This is a genomic window from uncultured Alistipes sp. (assembly GCF_963931675.1).
Classification (GTDB): domain Bacteria; phylum Bacteroidota; class Bacteroidia; order Bacteroidales; family Rikenellaceae; genus Alistipes.
Genome location: NZ_OZ007039.1, coordinates 2,401,691 through 2,425,629, shown reverse-complemented (window position 1 = coordinate 2,425,629; position 23,939 = coordinate 2,401,691). Strand labels below are relative to the sequence as shown.

The 23,939-nt window shown below is 61.7% G+C and carries 22 protein-coding genes; 9 read left to right on the top strand and 13 right to left on the bottom strand.

Features of this window, described 5'->3' with window-relative positions; genetic code table 11:
• Positions 1-399 precede the first annotated feature (399 nt).
• Together guaA and guaB are read right to left on the bottom strand one after the other, a co-directional pair.
• Complete coding sequence (guaA, locus tag ABGT65_RS10200; RefSeq protein ID WP_346701891.1) at positions 400-1,926, bottom strand: glutamine-hydrolyzing GMP synthase; 1,527 nt, start codon at positions 1,924-1,926, stop codon at positions 400-402.
• A 37-nt stretch (positions 1,927-1,963) separates the two neighbouring features.
• Complete coding sequence (gene guaB / locus ABGT65_RS10195) at positions 1,964-3,442, bottom strand: IMP dehydrogenase (protein ID WP_346701889.1); 1,479 nt, start codon at positions 3,440-3,442, stop codon at positions 1,964-1,966.
• A 199-nt stretch (positions 3,443-3,641) separates the two neighbouring features.
• Between guaB and ABGT65_RS10190 the strand changes: the two genes are divergently transcribed.
• Both ABGT65_RS10190 and ABGT65_RS10185 read left to right on the top strand, forming a co-directional pair.
• Entirely contained in the window at positions 3,642-4,076 is a 435-nt protein-coding gene (locus ABGT65_RS10190) for a hypothetical protein (protein WP_346701887.1), read from the top strand.
• 18 nt (positions 4,077-4,094) lie between these two features.
• Positions 4,095-5,042, top strand: a complete 948-nt coding sequence (locus ABGT65_RS10185; protein WP_346701885.1) for a hypothetical protein — start codon at positions 4,095-4,097, stop codon at positions 5,040-5,042.
• Positions 5,043-5,162: 120 nt separating this feature from the next.
• Here ABGT65_RS10185 and panB read toward each other — a convergent pair whose 3' ends face one another.
• Together panB and ABGT65_RS10175 are read right to left on the bottom strand one after the other, a co-directional pair.
• Complete coding sequence (panB, locus tag ABGT65_RS10180; RefSeq protein ID WP_346701883.1) at positions 5,163-5,978, bottom strand: 3-methyl-2-oxobutanoate hydroxymethyltransferase; 816 nt, start codon at positions 5,976-5,978, stop codon at positions 5,163-5,165.
• A 6-nt stretch (positions 5,979-5,984) separates the two neighbouring features.
• Positions 5,985-6,560 (bottom strand): RNA methyltransferase, encoded by a 576-nt coding sequence (locus ABGT65_RS10175; RefSeq protein ID WP_346701881.1) that lies wholly within the window; start codon positions 6,558-6,560, stop codon positions 5,985-5,987.
• An 87-nt stretch (positions 6,561-6,647) separates the two neighbouring features.
• Between ABGT65_RS10175 and ABGT65_RS10170 the strand changes: the two genes are divergently transcribed.
• Together ABGT65_RS10170 and ABGT65_RS10165 are read left to right on the top strand one after the other, a co-directional pair.
• Positions 6,648-7,778, top strand: coding sequence for a hypothetical protein (locus tag ABGT65_RS10170; RefSeq protein ID WP_346701879.1), 1,131 nt, complete (start codon positions 6,648-6,650; stop codon positions 7,776-7,778).
• An 82-nt stretch (positions 7,779-7,860) separates the two neighbouring features.
• Positions 7,861-9,540 (top strand): glutamine--tRNA ligase/YqeY domain fusion protein, encoded by a 1,680-nt coding sequence (locus tag ABGT65_RS10165; protein WP_346701877.1) that lies wholly within the window; start codon positions 7,861-7,863, stop codon positions 9,538-9,540.
• A 182-nt stretch (positions 9,541-9,722) separates the two neighbouring features.
• On the opposite strand, the gene ABGT65_RS10160 is transcribed toward ABGT65_RS10165, so the two are convergent.
• Genes ABGT65_RS10160 through ABGT65_RS10140 form a run of 5 tightly spaced genes read right to left on the bottom strand, consistent with a single transcriptional unit; the run spans position 9,723 to position 15,243 of the window.
• Positions 9,723-10,733 (bottom strand): glycosyltransferase family 2 protein, encoded by a 1,011-nt coding sequence (locus ABGT65_RS10160; RefSeq protein WP_346701875.1) that lies wholly within the window; start codon positions 10,731-10,733, stop codon positions 9,723-9,725.
• Positions 10,720-11,637 carry a lysophospholipid acyltransferase family protein gene (locus ABGT65_RS10155; protein ID WP_346701873.1) on the bottom strand — a complete coding sequence of 306 codons (918 nt, stop codon included), beginning with the start codon at positions 11,635-11,637 and terminating at the stop codon, positions 10,720-10,722. Before ABGT65_RS10155 ends, ABGT65_RS10160 begins: the two co-directional genes overlap by 14 nt.
• A 13-nt stretch (positions 11,638-11,650) precedes the next feature.
• Complete coding sequence (locus tag ABGT65_RS10150; protein WP_346701871.1) at positions 11,651-13,045, bottom strand: TIGR00341 family protein; 1,395 nt, start codon at positions 13,043-13,045, stop codon at positions 11,651-11,653.
• Positions 13,029-13,781 (bottom strand): 16S rRNA (cytidine(1402)-2'-O)-methyltransferase, encoded by a 753-nt coding sequence (gene rsmI / locus ABGT65_RS10145; protein WP_346701869.1) that lies wholly within the window; start codon positions 13,779-13,781, stop codon positions 13,029-13,031. The genes ABGT65_RS10150 and rsmI overlap by 17 nt, the downstream gene beginning before the upstream one ends.
• A 4-nt stretch (positions 13,782-13,785) precedes the next feature.
• Positions 13,786-15,243 (bottom strand): hypothetical protein, encoded by a 1,458-nt coding sequence (locus ABGT65_RS10140; protein WP_346701867.1) that lies wholly within the window; start codon positions 15,241-15,243, stop codon positions 13,786-13,788.
• Positions 15,244-15,413: 170 nt separating this feature from the next.
• Between ABGT65_RS10140 and ychF the strand changes: the two genes are divergently transcribed.
• The 4 genes from ychF to ABGT65_RS10120 all read left to right on the top strand — a co-directional run bounded on the left by ychF (position 15,414) and on the right by ABGT65_RS10120 (position 20,122).
• The gene (ychF, locus tag ABGT65_RS10135) at positions 15,414-16,514 is read left to right on the top strand and encodes a redox-regulated ATPase YchF (RefSeq protein WP_346701865.1); all 1,101 of its coding nucleotides are present in this window, start codon (positions 15,414-15,416) and stop codon (positions 16,512-16,514) included.
• Positions 16,515-16,667: 153 nt separating this feature from the next.
• The gene (locus ABGT65_RS10130; RefSeq protein ID WP_346701863.1) at positions 16,668-17,396 is read left to right on the top strand and encodes an SIMPL domain-containing protein; all 729 of its coding nucleotides are present in this window, start codon (positions 16,668-16,670) and stop codon (positions 17,394-17,396) included.
• Between the two features lie 94 nt (positions 17,397-17,490).
• Positions 17,491-19,026 carry a glutamate--tRNA ligase gene (gltX, locus tag ABGT65_RS10125; protein ID WP_346701861.1) on the top strand — a complete coding sequence of 512 codons (1,536 nt, stop codon included), beginning with the start codon at positions 17,491-17,493 and terminating at the stop codon, positions 19,024-19,026.
• A 40-nt stretch (positions 19,027-19,066) separates the two neighbouring features.
• On the top strand, positions 19,067-20,122 hold the full coding sequence (locus ABGT65_RS10120) for an aldose epimerase family protein (RefSeq protein WP_346701859.1): 1,056 nt from the start codon (positions 19,067-19,069) through the stop codon (positions 20,120-20,122).
• Between the two features lie 113 nt (positions 20,123-20,235).
• On the opposite strand, the gene ABGT65_RS10115 is transcribed toward ABGT65_RS10120, so the two are convergent.
• The 3 genes from ABGT65_RS10115 to ABGT65_RS10105 form a co-directional block, all read right to left on the bottom strand.
• Positions 20,236-20,625 carry a hypothetical protein gene (locus ABGT65_RS10115; RefSeq protein WP_346701857.1) on the bottom strand — a complete coding sequence of 130 codons (390 nt, stop codon included), beginning with the start codon at positions 20,623-20,625 and terminating at the stop codon, positions 20,236-20,238.
• A 6-nt stretch (positions 20,626-20,631) separates the two neighbouring features.
• Positions 20,632-21,348, bottom strand: coding sequence for an SDR family NAD(P)-dependent oxidoreductase (locus ABGT65_RS10110; protein WP_346701855.1), 717 nt, complete (start codon positions 21,346-21,348; stop codon positions 20,632-20,634).
• A gap of 84 nt (positions 21,349-21,432) precedes the next feature.
• A complete protein-coding gene (locus tag ABGT65_RS10105; RefSeq protein ID WP_346701853.1) occupies positions 21,433-21,993 on the bottom strand; it encodes a cyclic nucleotide-binding domain-containing protein in 561 nt (186 codons plus the stop codon).
• A 75-nt stretch (positions 21,994-22,068) separates the two neighbouring features.
• On the opposite strand from ABGT65_RS10105, the gene ABGT65_RS10100 reads away from it, so the two are divergent.
• Positions 22,069-22,680 (top strand): hypothetical protein, encoded by a 612-nt coding sequence (locus ABGT65_RS10100; protein WP_346701851.1) that lies wholly within the window; start codon positions 22,069-22,071, stop codon positions 22,678-22,680.
• A gap of 78 nt (positions 22,681-22,758) precedes the next feature.
• Here the strand turns inward: ABGT65_RS10100 and uxuA are convergent, their stop codons facing one another.
• Complete coding sequence (uxuA, locus tag ABGT65_RS10095; RefSeq protein ID WP_346701849.1) at positions 22,759-23,937, bottom strand: mannonate dehydratase; 1,179 nt, start codon at positions 23,935-23,937, stop codon at positions 22,759-22,761.
• Between the last annotated feature and the right edge of the window lie 2 nt (positions 23,938-23,939).

Below are 23,939 nucleotides of genomic sequence, written 5' to 3'. Positions count from 1 at the left end.
ATCAAGCCGGAACTTCCCCAGCCCACAGACCTCCCATTAAAAAAAGGGTTCCGCGCTCCCACTTTTGTCATTTCCGCCTTGAGCGGAAATCCAGTTCTTGCGCAATGATGGATTCCCCGTCAAGCGGGGAATGACTGGATTCAGAGGCTGCGGAACCTTACGAGGGTCCAACCCTTGAATCCGCGTCGACCGCCGCCGCATTCTGCTTTTTGCGGAGAGAGGACGCAGCGCAGGCGGCGCGATAAGAAACGGGGCCGGTTTGCTTGCAAACCCGCGTCAGGCGCCCGTTTCCGCGACGCCAAACTGCGGCCCCGCAAAAAGCAACTTGCGGCTGGTTTTGGCGCCACCTTTTGACATCAAAAGGTGGCTACTGGATTCCCCGCCCGGCTAAGAGCCGGGTTATTCCCACTCGATCGTGGCGGGCGGTTTCGAGGAGATGTCGTAGACTACCCGGTTTACCCCCTTCACCTTGTTGATAATGTCGTTCGACACGTTGGCAAGGAACTCGTAGGGAAGGTGCACCCAGTCGGCCGTCATGCCGTCCGTCGAGGTCACCGCACGCAGCGCAACGCAACGCTCGTAGGTCCGTTCGTCGCCCATCACCCCGACGCTCTGCACCGGGAGCAGAATCGCCCCCGCCTGCCAAACCTGGTCGTACAGGCCCGCGGCCCGCAGCGAGTCGATATAGATTTTGTCGACGTTCTGGAGGATTTCAACCTTCTCCGGCGTGATGTCGCCCAGGATGCGGATCGCAAGGCCCGGACCCGGGAAGGGATGGCGGCCGATCAGTTGCTCGGAGATTCCCAGCGAGCGACCCACACGCCGCACCTCGTCCTTGAACAGAAGCCGCAGCGGCTCCACGATCCGCAGGTTCATCTTCTCCGGCAGCCCCCCCACATTGTGGTGCGACTTGATCGTCGCCGAAGGCCCGTTCACCGAGCACGACTCGATCACGTCGGGATAGATCGTCCCCTGGGCCAGCCAGCGCACATCCTTGATCTGCATCGCCTCCTCGTTGAAGACCTCCACGAAGTCGCGGCCGATGATCTTGCGTTTCTTCTCGGGATCCGTGACACCCGCCAGGTCGCCCAGGAACTTCGGTCCGGCCTTCACCCCCTTAACATTGAGGCCCATATCCTTATAGGAGGCCAGCACCTCCTCGAACTCGTTCTTGCGCAGAAGTCCCGAATCCACGAAGATGCAGTAGAGGTTCCGCCCGATGGCCCGGTGCAGCAGCACCGCCGCCACCGACGAATCGACGCCGCCCGACAGGCCCAATACCACCTTGTCGCTGCCCAGTTTCTCGCGCAGCTCGCGCACCGTCGACTCCACGAAGCTCTCCGAGGTCCACGACTGCCGGCAGCCGCAAATTCCCACGACGAAGTTCTTCAGGAGCTCTTTGCCGTCGGTCGAGTGGTAGACTTCGGGGTGGAACTGGATGCCCCATGTCCGCTCGCCCTCGATGTGGAATGCCGCTACGCACACCTCCTCCGTGCTGGCCACGATCCGATAGGTATCGGGAACGCGCGTGATCGTATCGCCATGCGACATCCAGACCTGTGTCGGCGAGGGAAGCCCTGCCATCAGGGCATCCGCCGGATCGCCCACCGTGAGCATCGCCCGGCCGTACTCGCGGCTCGGGGCCGGCTGCACCTCGCCGCCAAAAGCCGAGGCCAGGAACTGCGCGCCGTAGCAGACGCCCAGCAGCGGAAGGCGCCCCTTGATCTGCGAGAGATCGGGCGTCGGGGCCTGGGCGTCCCGCACCGAATAGGGGCTGCCCGAGAGAATCACACCCCGCACCGACTCGTCCAAAGCCGGGATCTTGTTGAAGGGGTGAATCTCGCAATAGACGTTCAGCTCGCGCACGCGACGCGCTATGAGCTGCGTGTACTGCGACCCGAAATCGAGAATCAGTATCTTTTCCATCGGTTCTAAATTATTCGTTCCGGATCCGGAGGGATTTTTAGTGCTCGCTCGAATAGTTCGGGGCCTCGCTCGTGATCGTCACGTCGTGCGGGTGGCTCTCGTGCATTCCCGAAGCCGTGATCCGGATGAACTGCGCCGTCTGCAGCGCCGGAATGTCCTTCGCGCCGCAGTAGCCCATGCCCGAACGCAGCCCGCCGATCAACTGGTAGACCGTCTCGCTCAGCGAACCCTTGAACGGTACGCGGGCGACAATGCCCTCCGGGACGAGTTTGTTGATGTTCCCTTCACAACCCTTCTGGAAATAGCGGTCGGCCGAACCCGCCTTCATGGCGTCGATCGAGCCCATGCCGCGGTAGGCCTTGAACTTGCGGCCGTTGTAGATGATCGTCTCGCCCGGAGCCTCCTCCGTCCCGGCGAACATCGAGCCGATCATCACGCAGTCGCCGCCCGCAGCCAGCGCCTTGACAATATCGCCCGAGTAGCGCAGACCGCCGTCGGCAATCACCGGAACACCCGACCCTTTGGCGGCCGAGGAGGCGGCGTAGATCGCCGACAACTGCGGAACACCCACACCCGCGATGATGCGCGTCGTACAGATCGAGCCCGGACCGATGCCCACCTTGATGCCGTCGGCACCCGCCCCGATCAGGAACTTCGCAGCCTCGGCCGTGGCGATATTGCCCACCACAACGTCCAGCGTCGGATATTTCGCCTTGATCTCCCGGAGCGTCCGCACGATATTACGCGAATGTCCGTGCGCGGAGTCCAGCACTACGGCATCCACGTCCTCGGCAACAAGCGCCGCCACCCGATCCATCGCGTCGGGGGTGATCCCTACGCCCGCCGCTACGCGAAGGCGGCCCTTGTCATCCTTGCACGCATTCGGATGATCCTGCACCTTCGTAATATCCTTATAGGTAATCAGACCCACGAGGTGTCCCTCGTCGTCCACGACCGGAAGTTTCTCGATCTTGTTGTTCAGAAGCACCTCCGAAGCGTGGGCCAGATCGGTGCGGTGCGTCGTGATGAGGCGGTCGCCCGGAGTCATCACCTCCGAAATCCGGCGGTCCATATCCCGCTGGAAACGCAAATCCCGGTTCGTGACAATGCCGATCAGCCTGCGATCAGCGTCAACAACCGGGATTCCTCCGATCTTGTTCTCCCTCATCAGATTCAGCGCGTCCCCTACGGTATTCTCCTTCGAAATGGTCACCGGATCGTAGATCATGCCGTTCTCCGCACGCTTCACCCGGCGGACCTGAGCGGCCTGCTCCGCAATGGTCATGTTCTTGTGGATCACACCGATACCGCCTTCACGCGCCAGCGCTATGGCCAACGGAGCCTCCGTCACGGTATCCATCGCGGCGGACACGACCGGGATGTTGAGACTGATATTTCGCGAAAAACGGGTCCGGATATCGACCTCTCGCGGCAACACTTCCGAATAGGCGGGTACGAGCAGCACATCGTCGAACGTAAGTCCTTCGGGCTGAACCCTCTCATTGATAAAAGACATAATGAACGTGGATTTTTGTTGCTCGCAAAAGTAATCATTTTTTTCGAAACAGCCTAATTTCAGCGCCCTGTCGGCAACTTTTTTATCAACAATCTGTCCAACATTCCGAACCCGGCAACTTTTTCCCGTTTTCCCTTGTCCGGCCGACTTTTTTCTTAAATTTGTTCCGGAATACGGAACCTTCAAATCCAACCGGGACATGAAACGCATGCTTCTTGCCGCCCTCGCCGCCCTCGCCGCCCTCGCCACGGCCTGCGGCCCCCGCCACACGATCGTGGCCACCTTCACGGGCTTCTCCAACGACACCGTTGTCATGCAGGCGCGGCCCCTCTCCCAATATGCCTCCACCACACCCCGCACCGACATCCGCACCGACACCGAAGGCCGACTGGTCCCGCTCTCGTCGCTGCGCGAAAAGTGGATCGAGGCGATCGGGAAGCACGAACTCCCCTGGATCAACCTCCTCGACACGCGCGAGGGGCGCCCGGCCGAGATCATCGACAATGTCTACGGCATCGGGGCCTACCCCACGAAGATCCTCATCGACCCCGAAGGGCGCATCGTCGACATTTTCGTCGGCGAACGCCCCGGATTCTCCGAAAAACTCGAAGCGTCGATGAAAAACAGATCGTAGAATCAAATACCCAAAACCATGTTCAAATTCACAGACTCCGCACCCGGACGGACCCTACGGGAAGCACTCCGGAGAATCCGCCCGGAACGGATCCTCCCCGCCGCAGCTGCCGTGCTGCTCCTTGCCGCCTGCGGCTCCGAAAGACAATCTGCCGGAGCAGGTCCCGAATTTCCGGAACAACCGTCCAGAGCCGCCCAGGAGGGATTCTCCTGGGTGGAGGTCTCGGGAGCAGGGCTCCGTCTCTGGGCCCAGCAAAACGACAATCTGCGCATCGTTCCCGACGAAACGCTCCCGGGCCTCCGTATGGAACGCCGGGATGCCGACAGACCCGGAACTTCCGTAGTCCGGATTTTCCACCTCCCGAACCAAAAGATCGAGGACGTACTGGACCAGTTGCGTCAGGAAAGCGGCTGGGACGAAGGGCAGACCTGCCGTTTTCGTGAAGGCAAAAGCCTGCGCAAAGGCGTACGGAGGTACGATCTCGTCCCGACGGACGCCTATGCGGAGCGACTCGCGGCGCTGTACCCGAAAGAGCCTGTTCCCTCAACCTGCAACGGCTGGGGCATGGGCAACAGCGGAACCCGCTATTTCGAAATCCACGACAACCGCCCCGACCGGGCCTTGTTCCTGGAAATCGGACAGGAGGCACCGCTGTTCGACGAACAGAGCATCGTCTTCGACGAGCATGCCGATTCCGTCATGCTTCTGCGCGGACGGGTGGTAATGGCCCATGAGGTGCGCTCGTTCGTTCCCGAGGGCGACACCGTCGAGTACTGGATCGTCGACCGCAGCGGCGCTCTCGAACGCGAATACGACCGCGTGACCGGCGGTCAGAAAAACGGCTCACCCGCAGAAGCCGAGTTGAAAGTCCGCTACAAGGGCCCCTCCGACGAGGGTTTTGCCGCCGAGTACGAGGGGGTCTTCGAAGTCGTGGAGCTCGTCTCCATCGGGAAAGCCGAAGAGTAGGGGTCCGAGAACCTCAGCAAGCAAAAATTCCGCAGGCAAACACTTCTTCGCAGGCAGAAAAGAGGCGGGCGTTGTCGATGGACAACGCCCGCCTTTGCCTGGCCGCTCCCGACGGCGGGATCAATACTGCTCCTTCTCGTTGGGGAAGTCGCACGACTTGACATCCTGCACGTACTGCCCCACCGCTTCGGTCATCACCGCGTGCAGGTCGGCATAGCGACGCAGAAAACGCGGAGAGAAGCCCTTGTTGATCCCCAGCATGTCGTGGATCACCAGCACCTGGCCGTCGCAGCCCGGACCCGCCCCGATGCCGATCGTCGGCGTCGGAATCTCCGACGTCACCCGCGTAGCCAATGCCGCCGGGATCTTCTCCAGCACGATGCCGAAGCACCCCGCCTCGCTCAGCAGATGCGCGTCACGAACCAGTTTCTCGGCCTCGGCCTCCTCCTTCGCACGCACGGCATAGGTCCCGAACTTGTGGATCGACTGCGGCGTCAGACCCAGGTGCCCCATCACCGGGATTCCGGCCGAAAGGATGCGCTGAACCGATTCGAGAATCTCCTCCCCGCCCTCGATCTTCACCGCATCGGCCTCGGTCTCCTTCATGATCCGGATCGCCGAATCGAGGGCCACCTTCGAGTTGCCCTGGTAGGTGCCGAACGGAAGGTCCACAACCACCAGCGCCCGGTTGACGGCGCGAACCACCGAACGCGCATGATAGATCATCATATCGAGCGTAATGGGAAGCGTCGTCTCGTAACCGGCCATCACGTTGGCCGCCGAGTCGCCCACCAGAATCACGTCGACACCCGCGGCATCGACGATCCTGGCCATCGAATAGTCATACGAGGTCAGCATGGCGATCTTCTCGCCCCGCTGCTTCATCTCCGTAAGGCGGTAGGTCGTAACCGCCCGAACTGTACTTTCTACGGACATTTTTTCTCAGTTTTTAGAATTTTCGACATCTTCAGCGCGGCAAAGATAGCGCTTCGGATAGATTTGGCAAAAAAAACTCCACAGAACCACCCCTCCGCTGACCGAGACGTTGATCGAATGCTTCGTCCCGGCCTGGGGAATCTCCAGCGCCCCGTCGCACCGGTCGACGGCCTCCTGGCCCACGCCGTCGACCTCGTTGCCGAAGACCAGGGCATACTTCACCCCCGGCTGCGGCGTGAAGTTGCCGAGCATCGCGGCACCCTCGACCTGCTCCACGGCCAGCACCGTATAACCCGCGGCACGGAGTTCGTCGATGCACGCCACGGTCGTCGCATAATAGCTCCACGCCACAGTCTGGTCCGCGCCCAGCGCCGTCTTGTGGATCTCCCGCGAGGGCGGCGTCGCCGTGATCCCGCACAGCGCGATCCGCTCCACGGCAAAGGCATCCCCCGTGCGGAAAAAGGCTCCGACGTTCTGTGCCGAACGCACGTTGTCCAACACCACCGTCACCGGCATCTTCTCCCGCACGGCGAACTCTTCGGCCGTCGGACGTCCCAGCTCTTCGTTCGTGATTTTACGCATATTCCGTCGCTGTGAGTGATTTATGCGGCAAAAGTAATCAAATAAAAAATATTTTGTCTATTTTTGAGGCCTCAATTCAGAAGATTTATGTCTCGCAGAAAAATGCTCGTCCTGGCCCTGGCCCTTATGATCTCGGGGGGGGGTCTGCGTGCCCAGAAGATCCTCGTCGGAGCCGATTTCGAAACCCGCTTCGACAACCGCGAATACGCCAACAACGACTTCAACGAATCCCGGACGCTCTTCAGCGCCCGACTCACGCCCCGTATCGGCGTCGAATGGCAGGAGAAGAACCATCTCGTCTTCGGGGTCGAAATGCTCCAGAACTTCGGGCAGTACAACCCCCAGGGAGACCCCTTCCTGAGCGATGTCAAGCCCTTGGTGTACTACCGCTTCAAGACCCCCAACGTGCAGGCAAACGCAGGTATCTTCAACCGCAAGGAGCTCATGGGAGACTACTCCGCGGCCTTCTTCAGCGACTCCACGCGGTTCTACCACAACCGGCTGTCGGGATTCCTCGGCCGATACGTCTCCACCGAACGGCCCAAAACATACGTCGAGCTGGCTCTCGACTGGGAGGGCATGTACTCCGAAGCCTCCCGCGAGATGTTCCGCATCCTCTCCGCAGGGCGCTACTCCACCCAGCCCGGATTCTACGTCGGGTACGCCTTCTCGATGTTCCACTTCGCGGGCTCGATGCTCAACGAGAACGTCACGGACAACCTCCTCGTGAACCCATACGTCGGCTGGGAATTCAACGCCTTCTTCGATTTCGACATCCGGGGCGGCATCCTCTTCGCCCCGCAGCGCGGACGAAGCGTCGACCACGCCTGGCGAAAACCATACGGCGGACAACTCGACGTCACGATCTCACGATGGGGCGTCAAGATCCAAAACAACCTCTACCTCGGCAAGAACCTCCAGCCCCTGCGCAACTACACCGCCGACCCCACGACCGGGGCAACCTACGGGCTCGACGGTCTCTATGCCGGAGAGTCGTTCTACGCCACCACGGAGCATATCTACAACCGCACCTGGGTGGGTTATGACCGCAAGTTCTTCCACGACACGCTGCACGTCGAGGCCGGCATGGTCTTCCATTACGACGGAACCGGCATGGGCACCCAGCAGGTCGTACAGCTTTCGGTCGATATCCAGCGGCTCTTCGACATCGGGACCAAACGACCCGCACACCGGCACAGATACGGGCCCTTGCACTGATTCCACCCCCCCCTTACCCTCCCCAAGCATCCCTGTCCGCAAAACAAAGTCTCGAAAAATTCTCGAAAAACTCACGAAAAATATGGCAAGCGAAACCAATGAAACCCGGGAGAAGTCGCTGAACTTCCTCGAAGAGATCATCGAAGAGTCTATCGCCAAGGGCGAAACGCGTGTCCAGACCCGTTTCCCGCCCGAACCCAACGGATACCTCCACATCGGACACGCCAAGAGCATCTGCATCAACTTCGGCCTGGCCAAGAAATACGGCGGAAAATGCAACCTCCGCTTCGACGACACGAACCCCGTCAAGGAGGACGTCGAGTACGTCGATTCGATCAAGCGCGACATCCACTGGCTCGGGTTCGACTGGGCTCAGGAGCGCTATGCGTCGGACTACTTCGACCAGCTTTACGAGTGGGCCATCGTCCTGATCAAGAAGGGGCTGGCCTATGTCGACGACCAGACCCAGGAGCAGATCCGCGAAAACCGGGGCACGGTCTCGGTTCCCGGAACCCCCTCGCCGTGGCGCGACCGATCCGTCGAGGAGAACCTCGACCTCTTCCAGCGCATGAAGGCCGGTGAATTCCCTGACGGCGCGAAGGTCCTCCGCGCGAAGATCGACATGGCGCACCCCAACATGCTCTTCCGCGACCCGATCATGTACCGCATCATCCACGCCGAACACCACCGCACGGGCAACAAGTGGTGCATCTACCCGATGTACGACTACGCCCACGGGCAGAGCGACTCCATCGAGCGCATCACCCACTCGATCTGCACCCTGGAGTTCGACGTCCACCGCCCGCTCTACGACTGGTTCATCCAGGCGCTGGAGATCTACCCGTCGCACCAGTACGAATTCGCCCGGCTCAACCTCACCTATACGATGATGTCGAAGCGCAAGTTGCTGAAGCTCGTGCAGGAGGGTGCCGTCATGGGTTGGGACGACCCCCGGATGCCGACGATCTGCGCCCTGCGCCGCAAGGGATACACCCCGGCATCGGTGCGCAACTTCGCCGAGATGGTCGGCGTGGCCAAGCGCGACAACGTCATCGACCTCGCCAAGCTCGAATACTGCGTCCGCGAGGATCTGAACAAGGTCGCCGAACGCCGCATGGCCGTGCTGAACCCCCTGAAGGTGACCGTCACGAACTACCCCGAGGGCAAGACCGAGCTGTTCACGGCCGTGAACAACCCCGAGGACGAGGCGGCCGGAACACGTCAGGTGCCCTTCTCGCGCGTAATCTATATCGAGCGCGACGACTTCATGGAGAACCCGCCGAAGAAGTTCTTCCGGCTGCAGCCCGGCGGCGAGGTGCGCCTGCGCTACTCCTATCTGATCAAGTGCGAGGAGGTCGTCAAGGATGCCGAGGGCAACATCGTCGAACTCCTGTGCTCCTACGACCCCATGTCGGGGAACGGCTCGTCGAGCGACGGCCGCCGCGTGAAGGGCGTCATCCACTGGGTATCGGCCCAGGATGCCGTCGATGCCGAAATCCGCCTCTTCAACCCGCTCTTCACCAAGGAGAACCCCGACGACGTAGAGGAGGGACAGACCTGGGAGGACAACCTCAACCCCGAGTCGATGGTCAAGATCAAGGGGTATCTCGAGCCCTCGCTGCGGGAGATTCCCGTGGGGCAGGCCGTGCAGTTCGAGCGCGTGGGCTACTTTTGCCCCGATACGGACTCGACACCCGACCACCTGGTCTTCAACCGCACCGTGACGCTCAAGGACTCCTGGGCCAAGATCAACAACAAGTAGGCGCCAACAACCCGCCGACAACAGAAAAGGTCCCCGGCTGTCATAGCCGGGGACCTTTTTATATATCAGCCGGTCCGATCAACCTTATCCGAACCTCACAGGATCGATCCAGACAGGATACGAATGCGATCCTACGCCTCTCCAAAGGGGTACCGGACGGTCGGCCGTCAACGGGGCCCCTTCTACATCAACCGCCCGAAGGTCCGGCCGCCCAGAAAATAGCGCAGCAGGATCGAACCGCGATAGATATGCCGGACCCCGGCCTTGCGCGAAGACTGGATCGCCCGCCGTTTCTCCGCAAGCAACGGATGCCACTTGAGAAAGTCACGCCAGGCCCGGAACACCGCCCGGAAGTTGTCCGCACGACCCTGTACCAGGTACGACAGCGCCGCCAGCACGTCCAGCGCCGGACGCAGCACCGAAACCAGCAGCCGCTGTCCCGACGAGGAGCATTTATACAGCATGGCCAGATTGTTGCGGTGGTTATAGAAGACCTTCGAGGGCGAATCGGTCTGCAGCGTCCCGCCGCCCAGATGATAAACCTTGCTTTCGGGGACCACCCGCACGCGGTAGCCTGCCAGCTGCATCCGCCAGCAGAGGTCGATCTCCTCCATGTGGGCGAAGAAGTCGTCGTCGAAGCCCCCCAGCGCCCGGAACACATCCGCCCGGCAACAGAACGCCGCACCGCTCACCCAGAAAAGGTCCCGCGCGTCGTCGTACTGACCCCGATCCTCCTCCACCGTGCGCAGGATCCGGCCCCGGCAGAAGGGGTAGCCCAGCCAGTCGATATAACCGCCCGCGGCCCCCGCATATTCGAACAACCGGCGATCCTCCGACGAGATCAGTTTCGGCGAAACCACCGCCACGTCCGGATTCCGCTCCAGCGTATCGAGCAGCGGATCCAGCCATCCCGCCGGGGTCTCCACGTCGGAATTCAGCAGGATGTAATAGTCCGCCTCGACCTGCCGCAGCGCCCGGTTGTAGCCCCCGGCAAAGCCGTAGTTGCGGTCCAGGCGGACGATCCGCACCGTGGGGAATTCCGACCCCAGGACCGCCACCGAGCCGTCCGTCGAGCCGTTGTCGGCCACGACAACCTCCACCCCGGCCGGTGCCGCCGCCACTACCGACGGCAAAAAACGACGCAGGTGGTCCACGCCGTTCCAATTCAATATGACGATCTTAGCAACTGACATCCCGCTTGTGTTTCCAACGCCGGTGCGACCAGATCCACAACTCCGGCCGCCGCCGGATCTCCGACTCCAGCAACCGCACGTAACGCTCCGTAATTTCATGCTCCGCAACCTCCTCCTCGCCGTCGTAGATCGGCTCGAACGACATCTCGTAACGGCCCCGCGACAACCGATCCATCTTCACGAAATAGACCGGGAGGTGGCACCGAAGGGCCAGTTTTTCGCCGCCGTCGAAAAAGATCGTATCCTGATTCAGGAACCGGAACCAATGGCTGTCGGGACGCCGCGGAGGATTCTGGTCCGCGATAAGCCCCATTACAAGATTCTTGCCGCGGATCCCATGCTCCCGGTTCCGCAGGTAGAACCGAAGACTCTCCTTCATCGAAACCGTCGTCGCGTAGTCCCCGTTGCGCAACCGCTGGTACAAAGCCTCCATCACCCGGCTCCGCAACGGATGGTAGACCGCCACGACAATCTGCGTCGGCGCGTAGAGGCCCCAGAACGAACAGTATTCCCAACAGCCGTAATGCGCCGTCATGGCGATCCAGTCGCGGCCCTCGACCCGTTTCAAGTGCTCCTCCAGCCCCTTCACCCTCAGCGCCGCACGGCCCTTCGCCGGGGTCAGGTGCGCCAGGTCCAGCGTATCCACGAAAATCTCAGCCAAAGTCCGGTAGAACCGTCGCCGGATCGCTGCCAACTCCCGCTCGTCCTTCTCCGGAAACGAATTCCGAAGGTTCTTCTTCACCACCGACATCCGGTACCGGAAGCAGTAACAGAGCAGAAAATAGAACAGATTCTCCACCACGTAATACTTGAACCAACGGGGCAGCACCGAAAAGACATACGCACAGAGCCAGAGTATCTCCAACCCCACCCGCTGCATGAAATTCAAGTCCATGTGTTTCATCGCCGCCTGCCGGTCAAGGTTCCACGAAAAGTTTCACGTTTCCGACCTTCGTCCGCAGCCGCAGCCAGTTCTTCAACGTCTCGCTGTCGACAGGCTGCGACGCATCCTTGCGCGTCACCACGCAGATCAGCGTCGTATCGCGCGGAGCCCCCGAAACGTCGAACGTAATCCCCTTGGTCAGCGAAACCGCCTCCACATTCTCCATCAACGCACCCATCTCCCGCGAAACGTCGTTCACCTCCACGTCCGTAACCCGGTAGCGCTTCAACTGCGACGTCATCTCCTCGATCCGCCGGTTCTTCTCCGTCAGCAGCTCCTGGTAGCTCTGCTGCAGCGACACCACGTCGATCCGGTCCTCCGTATTGGCCTGCCGGACAATCAGTTCCGTCCGATCCAGCCCGTAACCGTCCAACTGGGCCCGCGCATTCTCGATCACCTCCTCGCCCAGCGGCTCACCCACCAGCAGCAACTCGATCCGCGAGAACTTCTGTCCCCGGGCATAGTGCTTGCTGCACTCGATCACCCGCGTATGCGGGTAGTTGAAGACCTGCGCCACGTATTTGTCCGCCGTGGCTTCAAAAAGAGAGACCCGGACCATGTGAAAACCGATCACGACGCTCGGAATGAAGGTCACGAGCGTGATCACCATCATCAGCCGCTTGACCGCTCGCTCGCGGGCCTTGTCGATGAAGACCTTCTTCTCATAACGCAGGAACCGCACAACCAGGTAGGTGGCCAGGGCGATGAAAACCGAATTGATGAAGAATAGGTAAAAAGCCCCGAAGAAGAAACGCATCTGACCCGTGGCCAGACCGAAACCCGCCGTACACAGGGGCGGGATCAGCGCCGTGGCGATGGCCACGCCCGGAATAACCGTCGAGGTGCGGTCCTGGCGCGTCTGCGCCACCATGCCCGCCAGTCCGCCGAAAAGCGCAATCAGCACGTCGTAGGTCGTCGGGACCGTGCGCGCCAGCAACTCGCTGCTGTTCGACGACAGCGGCGAGATGAAAAAGTAAACCGTCGAGGTGATGATCGCCACGATGAACATCAGCATAAAGTTCCGAAGCGATTTTTTCAACAGTTCGAAGTCGTTGATCCCCAGCGACAGGCCCACGCCCATGATCGGACCCATGATCGGCGAGATGAGCATCGCGCCGATGATCACCGCCGCAGAGTCGACGTTCAGACCCAGCGATGCAACCAACGTCGCGAAGATCAGCACCCAGAGGTTCACGCCCCGGAACTCCACCCCCCTCGAAATGTTGGCAACCACCTCGTCGCGCTGCGCCTTGTCATCGTCCAGGCTGAAACGGTCCTTCATGAATTCGCGCAACTCCCCCAGCCACGCCCCGAACGAACGGGGCGGCCGCGAGGTGGAATCCTGCGTTCCGTTATTTTTCCGTTTCATCTTCCGTTTCGTTGTAATTGTCCGGTTCCGGAGTCTCCTCCGGCATCTCAGCACCCCGCCGATGACGGGGTTTTCCGGCGACCACCAGCACGAACTCACCCTTGGGTTCATGCGTGCGGAAGTGCTCCAGCACCTCGGCGATCGTTCCGCGCACGGTCTGTTCGAACTTCTTGGTCAACTCCCGGGAGACCGAGACCGCGCGGTCCGGCCCGAAGACCTCGGCAAACTGCTCCAGGCACTTCACAACCCGGTAGGGCGATTCGTAGAAGATCATCGTCCGCTCCTCATCGGCCAGCGTCTGCAGGTGTTTCATCCGGCCCTTCTTCTGCGGCAGAAAACCCTCGAAGCAGAACCGGTCGCACGGGAAGCCGCTCTGGACCAGCGCCGGGATCAGCGCCGTGGCGCCCGGAAGCGTCTCCACCTCGATACCCGCCTCGACGCACGTGCGGACCAGCAGGAACCCGGGGTCCGAGATCCCCGGCGTCCCGGCGTCCGAAACCAGCGCCGCATCGTGTCCCGCAGCAATCGTCTCGGCAACCATTTGCACCGTGGCGTGTTCGTTGAATTTATGGTGCGAGCGGAGTTTCTGTCCGATGCCGAGGTGCTTGAGAAGAAACGACGTCGTGCGCGTATCCTCCGCCAGCACGAAATCCACCTCGCGCAAAATATTCACCGCACGCAGCGTGATGTCGTCCAGATTGCCGATCGGCGTCGGTACGATATAGAGTCTGGCCATGCCGTCAAGCGAATTTGCGTTCGAGAAGCTCCATCAGCAGCTTCGCCCCGTCGGAATTGGGATTCCAGGCGTAGTGCTCCGCAATGAAGATCATGCAGTCGTCCAGATCCTCGAAGCCGTTGAGCGTATCGAGGGCCCGCTCGCAGGCCTCGCCGTCGCCGCCGAACAGGTCGCGGATCAGCAGGAACCGATCATTCAGGCCCAGTGCCTTCCGAAGATCCGTCACGGGTTCGCTGCGCCGCAGTTCCGAGGCCACGTCATGCGGCCGGGCAAGCGTATCGGCCAGTGTCTGCACGTCGTGGTTGATCACTTCACCCAGCACAGTCCCCCCCTGCAGGGTCGGCAGACCGTTTCCCGCACCATCCGCCGCGGGCATCCGGAACGCCGAAGCCGCATCGGGAATGGATTCCATCGTCGCAGCCGGGGTCGGAAGCTCCGGAATTCCGGAAGTCGGGGCAGCCGGATCAGCATTGCAACCCTCGGCGGATTCGGGGGCCGCCGAGGTGGTGGCCTCGAAGATCGGAGGCTCCGGGATCGGAGCGCCCGCCAGCGGATCGGGCGTCTGTGAAACAGCCGAAGACGGCACGACCCGCGGTTGCGAAGACCCGGGCATCGGGGTCGGACCGCCATGCGGAACGGTCTGCGCATCCGAATGGCGGGGTGCCGCCGGGATCGTCTCCACAGTCGGGTTCGGATCGTACAGCGACATGATCACCCGCTGCTTGTGCCGATGGCGGACCAGCGCTTCGTCCTCCGGACCGAACAGCGTCGGCGCTCCATGGTGGGAGGTTTTCGGCTCAGGTGTCGTCGTCGGTGCAGGTCCCGGAGTCGTTGTCGGGGCCGGTTCGGATTCGGGTTCGGATTCGGATTTGAGTTCGGGCTCGGGCTCAGAGATCGGGGCCGCTTCGGGAGCGGGCTCCGGGAGTTCAGCCGAGACCGATTCGGATTCGGGTCTGGGTTCGGGTTTGGGCTCGGGCTCAGAGATCGGGGCCGGTTCGGACATCGGCGCAGGTTCCGGTTCGAGGGTCGGCTCCGAAACCGGAAGCGACTCCTCTCCAAGCGTTTCAAAAGACTCCCCAGCGGGTACTCCGGAAGGTTCTTCAGCCCGTTCTTCCGCCGGAGCGGCAATCGGCTCCGCAGCCGAGTCCGAAGCCGGCATCTCCGGCATTTCATCCGGGCTCTCCGGGCCCTCATCCGGGTCCCCGAAATCCGGGAATCCGTCCAGCGAAAGCACCTCCCCCAAATCAATCGATTCGGAAAGGTCCCCGTCCCGGGAATCGGCGGCTATCGGCTCATCCGAAGGTGCCGGGGCCGGATCGGCAAAGCGTAGCGTCTCATAAAGCCTCCGCAATTTCTCCAGCGCCAGGTCGCGCTCCACGTCCGGAATCTCACCCGCCGCCGACCACCCGTCGACCAGCGTCGTGAGCCGTCGCAGTTCCTCCTGTATGGTGTTCCAATCCATTGTCTGTTCAGTTTAGACCTTCAAAGATACGCATAAACCTCCGTTCGGCAAAACAATCCCCGGGATAATTTTCCACAACGCCCCGCCGGACGATTTTCACCCCCGCAAAGGGGCGCAACTCCGATAAAATTCACTATCTTTGCGCTGCGAATATCAAAAACCCGAAATACATGGCATTACAATGCGGCATCGTCGGTTTGCCGAACGTGGGCAAGTCGACGCTTTTCAACTGCCTCTCCAACGCGAAGGCGCAGGCGGCCAACTTCCCCTTCTGCACCATCGAACCCAACGTGGGCGTCATCACCGTCCCCGACCAGCGGCTGATCCGCCTGGCCGAAATCGACAACCCCAAGCGGGTCGTCCCCACGACCATCGAGATCGTCGACATCGCCGGACTGGTCAAGGGCGCCTCCAAAGGCGAAGGGCTCGGCAACAAGTTCCTCGGAAACATCCGCAACACAAACGCCATCATCCACGTGTTGCGTTGTTTCGACAACGGAAACATCACCCATGTCGACGGGTCGATCGACCCCGTGCGCGACAAGGAGATCATCGATACCGAACTCCAGCTGAAGGACCTCGAAACCGTCGAGAACCGCCTGGCCAAAACCCAGAAACAGGCCACCTCGGGAGGCGACAAGAGTGCCAAACGCGCCGTAGAACTCCTCCTGCAGTACAAGGCCGTGCTGGAGCAGGGGCGTTCGGCCCGCACCGTGGAGCTCGAAAAGGAGGACCGCAAGCTGGTTGCCGATCTCAACCTGCTGACCGACAAGCCCGTGCTCTACGTCTGCAACGTCGATGAGAAGAGTGCCGCCACCGGAAACGCATACACCGAGGCCGTGCGCAAGGCCATCGCCGACGAAAAGGCCGAAATGCTTGTCATCGCAGCGGCCACCGAAGCCGACATCGCCGAACTGGAGAGTTACGAGGAGCGGCAGATGTTCCTCGAAGACCTCGGACTCGAAGAGTCGGGCGTGGCCCGGCTGATCAAGGCCGCCTACAAGCTCCTCAACCTCGAAACCTTCTTCACCACCGGAGCCGACGAAACCCGTGCCTGGACCTATTCCCGCGGCATGAAGGCCCCGCAGACCGCCGGCATCATCCACACCGACTTCGAGAAGGGATTCATCCGCGCCGAGGTCATCAAGTACGACGACTACGTGACGCTCGGATCCGAAAAGGCCTGCCGCGACGCCGGAAAAATCGGAATCGAAGGCAAGGAGTATGTCGTTCAGGACGGCGACATCATGCACTTCCTCTTTAACGTCTGATCCGAGGGGGGGGGTGAGCGAAGTGAGAGTGGAGAGTGGAGAGTGGAGAGTGGAGAATGGAGAGTGGAGAATGGAGAATGGGACGAAAGGGTGAATGAAAAACAGAACGAGAGAAAGAAACACGAAAAAACGTAACTGAAAAACCGGTTGACCATGAAAAACGCGAAGTATCTCCTTTTGGGAATTGCAGCCATCATCTGCGCCGCCGTGCTCGCACGCGCCTACACCTACAAATACCGTTCGCAGGACACGATCGTCGTGACGGGATTGGGCGAGACGGAATTCACATCGGATCTGATCGTCTGGTCGGGCACCATCACGGCCGAAGCCCAGCAGGTCGCAGCCGGATATGCCCAGATCGAACAGAGCAAGGCCAAGGTCCAGCAATACCTCGAAAAACAGGGACTTCCGGCCGATGCCGTGGTCTTCGAGTTCGTCAACGTCGACAAGCAGTTCGACCCGGTCTACAACGCCAACGGCAACTGGGCCGGCGAACGCTTCCGCGGCTACCAGCTGCGGCAGCGCTTCACGGTCGAATCGCGGGACGTGGAGCGCGTCGAAACCATCTCGCGCGAAATCTCATCGCTCATCGCCCAGGGCGTCTCGATCGAAGCCTATGCCCCGGACTACTACTACACGAAGCTCGACGACGTGAAGATGGGACTGATCGAGACCGCGTCGGCCGACGCCCGGATGCGCGCCGAGAAGATCGCCGTGAATGCCGGGACGAAGATCGGACGCGTCGCTTCGGCCCGCATGGGCGTCTTCCAGATCACCGGAGCCAACACCAACGAGGAGTTCTCGGCCGGAGGCTCGTTCAACACCTCCAGCCGCAACAAGAAGGCCCGCATCACCATGCGGATCGAATACCGGGTGAAATAGCCGGAGGCGGTCCGAACCCGGCTTCCCGAAAACAAGGAGGCTCTGCGGACCGCCCATGAGAAACAAGAAAACGACAAAAACAACATAAATGTCCATGAAAAGACCTGTCCGGGTGCGCTTCGCACCCAGCCCCACCGGACCGCTCCACATCGGAGGCGTCCGCACGGCACTCTACAACTACCTCTTCGCCCGTCAGCACGGGGGCACGATGATCCTCCGCATCGAGGATACCGACTCGCAGCGCTTCGTACCCGGCGCCGAAGAGTATATCATGGAGTCGCTCAAGTGGTGCGGCATCGAGATCGACGAGGGTGTCGGGGCCGGAGGCCCCCACGCCCCCTACCGCCAGAGCGAACGCCGCGGAATCTACCTCAAATACGCCCTGCAGCTCGTCGAGGCCGGATGGGCCTACTACGCCTTCGATTCGGCCGAGGAGCTCGATGCCCTGCGCAAGGAGGCCGAAGCCCGCGGCGAGGCCTTCGCCTACAACTACACCGTGCGTGAGAAGCTGGCCACCTCGCTGGCGCTCCCCGCCGAGGAGGTTCGCGCCCGCATCGACCGCGGCGACCAGTGGGTCATCCGCTTCAAGATGCCTGAAAACCAGCTGGTCGAGATGGACGACCTGATCCGCGGACACGTCGAGGTCAACACCTCGACACTCGACGACAAGGTCCTCTACAAGTCGGCCGACGCCCTGCCGACCTACCACCTCGCCAACATCGTCGACGACCACCTGATGGAGGTTTCGCATGTCATCCGCGGCGAAGAGTGGCTCCCCTCGCTGCCGCTCCACTACCTGCTCTACAAGGCCTTCGGGTGGGAGGATTCGCAACCCGCCTTCGCACACCTCCCGCTGCTGCTCAAACCCACGGGCGGCGGAAAACTCTCGAAGCGCGACGGCGACAAGATGGGCTTCCCCGTCTTCCCGCTCTTCTGGAAATCCCCCACGACGGGCGAGACGGCCCGCGGATACCGCGAGGACGGCTATTTCCCCGAGGCGTTCATCAACATGCTGGCGCTCCTGGGCTGGAACCCCGGCACCGAGCAGGAGATCTTCTCGATGCAGGAGCTCATCGACAGCTTCTCGCTGGAACGCGTCTCGAAATCCGGCGCCCGCTTCCAGCCCGACAAGGCCAAGTGGTTCAACGCCCAGTACATGCACCACAAGACCGACGCCGAACTGGCCGCGCTCTACCAGCCGATCCTGCGCGGGCACGGCATCGAGGTATCGGACGAGCTGGCCGGCAAGGCCGCCGGGATCATGAAGGAGCGCGCGACGTTCATCACCGACCTGTGGGACCTGACGTCGTTCTTCTTCGTGGCGCCGACCGAATACGAGGAGAAGCAGACCCGCAAGTACTGGAAGGGGCAGAACCCGGCGATCCTGCGCGAGGTGCGCGAAGTCCTTGCCTCGATCGACGACTTCTCGCTCGAAAACACCGAACGCATCGTCCACGCCTGGATCGAGGAGAAGGGCTACGGCATGGGGCAGGTGATGAACACGCTGCGACTGGCCCTGGTGGGGGCCGGAAAGGGCCCCGGGATGTACGATGTCACGGCCTTCATCGGCAAGGAGGAGTGCCTGCGCCGCATCGACCGCATCCTCGAAGTGCTGCCCCCGGTCGAATAGCTTCCCCGGAAACACGAACGAATCTAAAACTACACGGAACATGGTAAGTATTGAACAGAACGTATGGGGCATGACCCCCGAGGGTGAGGCGATCATCCTCTACACGCTGCGCAACGACAAGGGTGCCGAGGTGCAGCTGTCAAACTTCGGAGCGGCGATCGTCTCCGTGAAGATGCCCGACCGCGAGGGCCGCATGGCCGATGTCGTGCTGGGCTACAAACATCCCGAAGGCTACTTCTTCGACGGGGCCGCCTCGGGAAAGAGCGTCGGGCGCTGCGCCAACCGCATCGCTTTCGGGCGCATGACGGTCGACGGCAAGGAGTACCGCCTCGAAATCAACAACGGCGTGAACCACCTCCACGGCGGGACGAAGAACTTCGCCAACCGCGTCTGGGAGAGCCGCGTGGAGACCAACCGCGTGGTGATGGCCCTTACGTCGGAGGACGGCGACCAGGGCTATCCCGGCGAGCTGTATGTCGAGGCGGTGTTCGACTTCGACGACGACAACGCCCTGGAAATCACCTACAAGGCCAAGACCTCGCAGACGACCGTCGTGAACCTCACGAACCACGTCTACTTCAACCTCGCGGGCGAAGCAAGCGGTTCGGTGCTCGACCACGAACTGCAGTTGAACTGCTCGAAGGTGCTGGAGATGAACGACAAGCAGATCCCGACGGGCCGGATGCTCGACGTGGAGGGCACGCCGCAGGATTTTCGTGCATTCCGTTCGTTCCGGCCGGGCATCGACGCGGAGTTCAACCACATCCGCGACTTCAAGGGGTATGACCACCCGTTCGTGATCGACGGTTGGAAGCCCGGCATTCTGGGTGAAGCGGGCACGCTGCGCGAGCCGAAATCGGGCCGCACGGTGACGGTCCTGACGTCGCAGCCCAGCGTGATGGTCTACACCGGAAATTGGCTCGCAGGCGGGTGTCCCGAGACGAAATCCGGAGGCCGTTACGAGGATTACGCCGGAGTGGCGATCGAGTGCCAGAACTACCCCGACGCCGTGAACCATCCGGAGTTCCCCTCGCCGCTGCTCCACCCCGACGAGTTCTACTGCCAGAAGATCGTCTTCCGCTTCGGCACCTGCTGATGCGGAGGAAGGGGGGGGGTAAGAACCCCGAAACAGAGCGCGAGATCCCCGAACCGATCAGAAAGGAGGGCCGGAATCTATATTCCGGTCCTCCTTTTCATGTCAGGTCCTTCTCATCGGAAGATTCCGATTCCGACCAACAGGGCGACCACCCCGAAAAGCGCCCATTGCCGCAACCGCCGATAATGCCGGACTTCCGACCGTTCGGCCGCCAGCGACAGAAGCCATCCCGCCGTCCAGCCGCCGTAAGTCAGCAAAAGGAAGAGTTCCAGCCCCCGGGAGCGAGGGATCACACCGGCACCGTCCGCCAACAGAAACCCGGCGGCCAGCAACAGATCCACCCCGATCATCTGCATGCCGCAGCGCCCCATCAGCCAGGCATCATAGGCCCGGGATGACGTCCGATCGGGCCGGGCCGCAGCATACAGCCGGTTCCCGGCGAACGTGTGTACGAAGAAGGCGACGAGCAGCAAGGCTCCGGCCGCCAGAAACCATCCGTTCATAACCGTTTACAGTTTGAGATACAACGATTCGGGCAGCAGCCGGAGCAACCACGCCGCCACACGCCAACGGCGCGTAACAACCGCCACTCGGCCTCCCCGGCGCAAAGCCCGCAGCATCTGATCCACCACCCGGTCGACGGGCATCACCCAGAAAAGCCCCTCGCCCTTGGCCATCGCCGTATCGACCAGCCCCGGACGGATGTCGGTTACCCGGACCCCCGAAGCGGATTTCGCAGCCCGCTGGCGCAAGCCTTCGGCATAGTTGATCTGGTAGGCCTTCGAGGCGTTGTAGGCCGGGGCTGCCCCACTGCCGCGCAAACCGCCGACCGACGTGACGACCGCAAAATGTCCCCCGCCCCGGCGCTCGAACCAGCCGTAGGCCCAGTCGGTTACGGCCGTCCACCCCAGGACGTTGGTCCGGATGGCCGGTTCTTCGAGCACAAAGTCGAGCGCCGGGTTCAGTTCGCCCGTCCCGGAGCAGACCACGCAGAGGTCCATGCCGCCCATCCGTTCCACCAGCGCCGTCAGTGCGGCGATGCACGCGGCGGGTTGCGCGACATCCGCCACGGCATACAACATATTCGCGGGGGCTGTCGCCGCCAGTTCGCGGAGCAGCGCCTCGCGCCGTCCGACCACCCCGACCCGCCACCCGGCGGCTGCAAGCCGCCCGGCAAGGCCCCGCCCGATCCCGGACGAAGCCCCGATTACAAGAGCCTGTTTCATGGAAGCAAAGGTAGGGTGAATGCTTCGGAAAAGCCTTGACCGAAATCAAGAAAACCGGAGGGTCAACGGATACCCTGCCGGGCTTCAACGGATACGGCGCCGGATGCGGCTCAGGGTCTCGGGGCGCACCCGCAGGTAGGAGGCCAGTTCCTTCAACGAAACGAGATTCAGCAGGTCGGGGCAGCGGCGCAGCAGCGCTTCGTAACGCTCCTGCGGCGTGGAGGCGTAGCATTGCAGCAGGCGTTCGTAGATCTCGGCCAGCAGGTGTTCGGCCAGCGTGCGGCCCAGCCGTTCGTGCGCGGCGTCCATGGCGTAGAAGGCCGCCAGTCGATCGTTGCCGAGGCACAGCACCCGGCTGTCGCACATCGCCTCGATGCCGATCCAGGCCGGCAGGCCGTTGCTCATCGAGATGTAGTCGCCGACGAACTCTCCGGCAAAGGCGTAGCCCACTACATGCCGTTCGCCGCGTTCGGTGAGGTGCACGTAGCGGAAAGCGCCCTGCTCGACCACGCCGCAGCGGCGGTTCCGCACCTCCTGGCAGGCAAACGACTCCCCGCGGGCAAAGGCGACGCTGCGTCCCTCCCTCCGGAAGAGTTCGGCCAGCGCGGAAAACTCCGCAGCCGTGATATAGCGGTTGAAATCCATCGGCCGACAAGATACGACTTTTTTGGCACACGGATTGCTCTCTTCCCCCAAAGTAAAACCAAAAACTGAACAAGCATGAAAAAATTGCTCCTCTGTCTGCCCCTGCTGGCACTCTTCGCCGCAGCTTTTCCGGGTTGTTCCAAACAACACCAGTGGAACCACGATCAGCGCAAGGCCATGCGCGAAGCCCTGCGCGACTACCGCAAGATGGTCTATCTCGACGATCTGACCGATGCCGAATTCGTCCTCTTCACCGACCAGGTCGCCGGAACGCTCGAAAACGCCTATCCCGTCTACGTGGAGTTCATCCAGATGGAGGGTGTCGACGACACGGTAGACATGGTCGTCGTCACGGAGATCGTCGACGAACTCAACGCCGACGCCCGCAACATGCGCCACATCTTCCCCTACAACCTGCTTGTCGCACAGGGAGTTCTGCCCGCAGGTCTCGACCACGAACAGCAGAAGGCCTTCTACAACTGCTTCGCACAGCAGGTAAACGACACCTATCAGACGATGGGCCAGTTCTTCAACGCCATCCTCGCCGACACGACGGACATGTCCCAGATCAGCCAGTTGCAGAGCCAGTGCGCCAACGATCTCTTCCAGTGGGTCGTCACCGAGATCGACATTACCGAAACCGTGACGCCGGCCCCGGCACAGGATGCGGCAACAGCCAACCAATAAAATAAAAAGTCCTTTCCGAAAACAGCGAGGGTCCCCCGGCAATCCGGGAGACCCTCTTTTCATGCGCACGCCGCGCCGCTACCTGTCGGCAAAGAGCGAACGCGCGATGCCCAGCTCCAGCCCCCGCAGTTCGGCCAAGCCCCGCAGGCGTCCCAGGCACGAATAGCCCGGGTTCGTTTTCTTCTTCAGGTCGTCGATCATCTGGTGTCCGTGGTCCGGGCGCATCGGGATCGAGACCTTGCGCCGCTGCTGGACCTCCAGAAAGGCCTTCATCACCTCGTACATCGGAACGTCGCCTTCGAGGTGGTTCGCCTCGAAGAAGTTCCCCCCGGCATCGCGCTGCGTCGAGCGCAGGTGCACGAAGTTCACCCGGTCGCCCCAGCGGCGCATCATCCCCGGCAGGTCGTTCTTCGCCGAGACGCCGAACGACCCCGTGCAGAGGCAGAGCCCGTTCGAGGCATTGGGAACCGCCTCGACCAGTTTCCGGAAATCATCCTCCGTGGAGAGGATGCGCGGCAGCCCGAGGATCGAGAACGGAGGATCGTCGGGGTGGATCGCCAGCACCGAACCCACCTCGTCGGCCACCGGCGCCACCTCCCGCAGGAAGGCGATCAGGTTCTCGCGCAGCACCTCCGCCGTGACCCCCTTGTAGCGGTCCAGCTCATGCTGGAACTGCTCCAGCGTGAAGCTCTCCTCCGAGCCCGGGAGTCCGGCGATCATGTTCCGCGTGATGAGCTCGATCTCCGCGGCGTCCATCCGTTCGTAACGGGCCTTTGCGGCGGCACGCTCCGCCTCGCTGTACTCCTGCTCGGCACCCGGACGCTTCAGGATGAAGAGATCGAAGGCCACGAAGGCCGCCCGTTCGAAGCGCAGCGCCCGCGATCCGTCGGGAAGCTCGTAGGCAAGGTTCGTGCGCGTCCAGTCCAGCACCGGCATGAAGTTATAGGTGATGATGTGGATGCCGCACGCCGCCAGGTTGCGGATCGACTGCTTGTAGTTCTCGATGTAAGGCTGGAAATTACCCGTGCGGGTCTTGATGTGCTCGTGCACCGGGATGCTCTCCACCACGGACCACACAAGGCCCGCCCCGGCGATCATCTGCTGCCGTTTGCGGATCTCCTCCACGGGCCATACCTCGCCGTTGGGAATGTGGTGCAGGGCGTTCACAATATCGGTAGCTCCCGCCTGACGGATGTCCTGCAGGCTGACGGGGTCGTTCGGACCGTACCACCGCCACGACTGTTTGCAAAGATACATAG

Coding starts and splice junctions, on each gene's coding strand:
- ABGT65_RS10150 (WP_346701871.1), bottom strand. CDS start 13,045: ATGAAACGGAAAAATAACGGAACGCAGGATTCCACCTCGCGGCCGCCC.
- ABGT65_RS10155 (WP_346701873.1), bottom strand. CDS start 11,637: ATGAAACACATGGACTTGAATTTCATGCAGCGGGTGGGGTTGGAGATA.
- ABGT65_RS10130 (WP_346701863.1), top strand. CDS start 16,668: ATGAAAAACGCGAAGTATCTCCTTTTGGGAATTGCAGCCATCATCTGC.
- gltX (WP_346701861.1), top strand. CDS start 17,491: ATGAAAAGACCTGTCCGGGTGCGCTTCGCACCCAGCCCCACCGGACCG.
- ychF (WP_346701865.1), top strand. CDS start 15,414: ATGGCATTACAATGCGGCATCGTCGGTTTGCCGAACGTGGGCAAGTCG.
- guaB (WP_346701889.1), bottom strand. CDS start 3,442: ATGTCTTTTATCAATGAGAGGGTTCAGCCCGAAGGACTTACGTTCGAC.
- ABGT65_RS10105 (WP_346701853.1), bottom strand. CDS start 21,993: ATGGATTTCAACCGCTATATCACGGCTGCGGAGTTTTCCGCGCTGGCC.
- uxuA (WP_346701849.1), bottom strand. CDS start 23,937: ATGTATCTTTGCAAACAGTCGTGGCGGTGGTACGGTCCGAACGACCCC.
- ABGT65_RS10175 (WP_346701881.1), bottom strand. CDS start 6,560: ATGCGTAAAATCACGAACGAAGAGCTGGGACGTCCGACGGCCGAAGAG.
- ABGT65_RS10100 (WP_346701851.1), top strand. CDS start 22,069: ATGAAAAAATTGCTCCTCTGTCTGCCCCTGCTGGCACTCTTCGCCGCA.
- ABGT65_RS10170 (WP_346701879.1), top strand. CDS start 6,648: ATGTCTCGCAGAAAAATGCTCGTCCTGGCCCTGGCCCTTATGATCTCG.
- ABGT65_RS10115 (WP_346701857.1), bottom strand. CDS start 20,625: ATGAACGGATGGTTTCTGGCGGCCGGAGCCTTGCTGCTCGTCGCCTTC.
- ABGT65_RS10120 (WP_346701859.1), top strand. CDS start 19,067: ATGGTAAGTATTGAACAGAACGTATGGGGCATGACCCCCGAGGGTGAG.
- ABGT65_RS10165 (WP_346701877.1), top strand. CDS start 7,861: ATGGCAAGCGAAACCAATGAAACCCGGGAGAAGTCGCTGAACTTCCTC.
- ABGT65_RS10140 (WP_346701867.1), bottom strand. CDS start 15,243: ATGGATTGGAACACCATACAGGAGGAACTGCGACGGCTCACGACGCTG.
- rsmI (WP_346701869.1), bottom strand. CDS start 13,781: ATGGCCAGACTCTATATCGTACCGACGCCGATCGGCAATCTGGACGAC.
- ABGT65_RS10190 (WP_346701887.1), top strand. CDS start 3,642: ATGAAACGCATGCTTCTTGCCGCCCTCGCCGCCCTCGCCGCCCTCGCC.
- panB (WP_346701883.1), bottom strand. CDS start 5,978: ATGTCCGTAGAAAGTACAGTTCGGGCGGTTACGACCTACCGCCTTACG.
- ABGT65_RS10110 (WP_346701855.1), bottom strand. CDS start 21,348: ATGAAACAGGCTCTTGTAATCGGGGCTTCGTCCGGGATCGGGCGGGGC.
- ABGT65_RS10160 (WP_346701875.1), bottom strand. CDS start 10,733: ATGTCAGTTGCTAAGATCGTCATATTGAATTGGAACGGCGTGGACCAC.
- ABGT65_RS10185 (WP_346701885.1), top strand. CDS start 4,095: ATGTTCAAATTCACAGACTCCGCACCCGGACGGACCCTACGGGAAGCA.
- guaA (WP_346701891.1), bottom strand. CDS start 1,926: ATGGAAAAGATACTGATTCTCGATTTCGGGTCGCAGTACACGCAGCTC.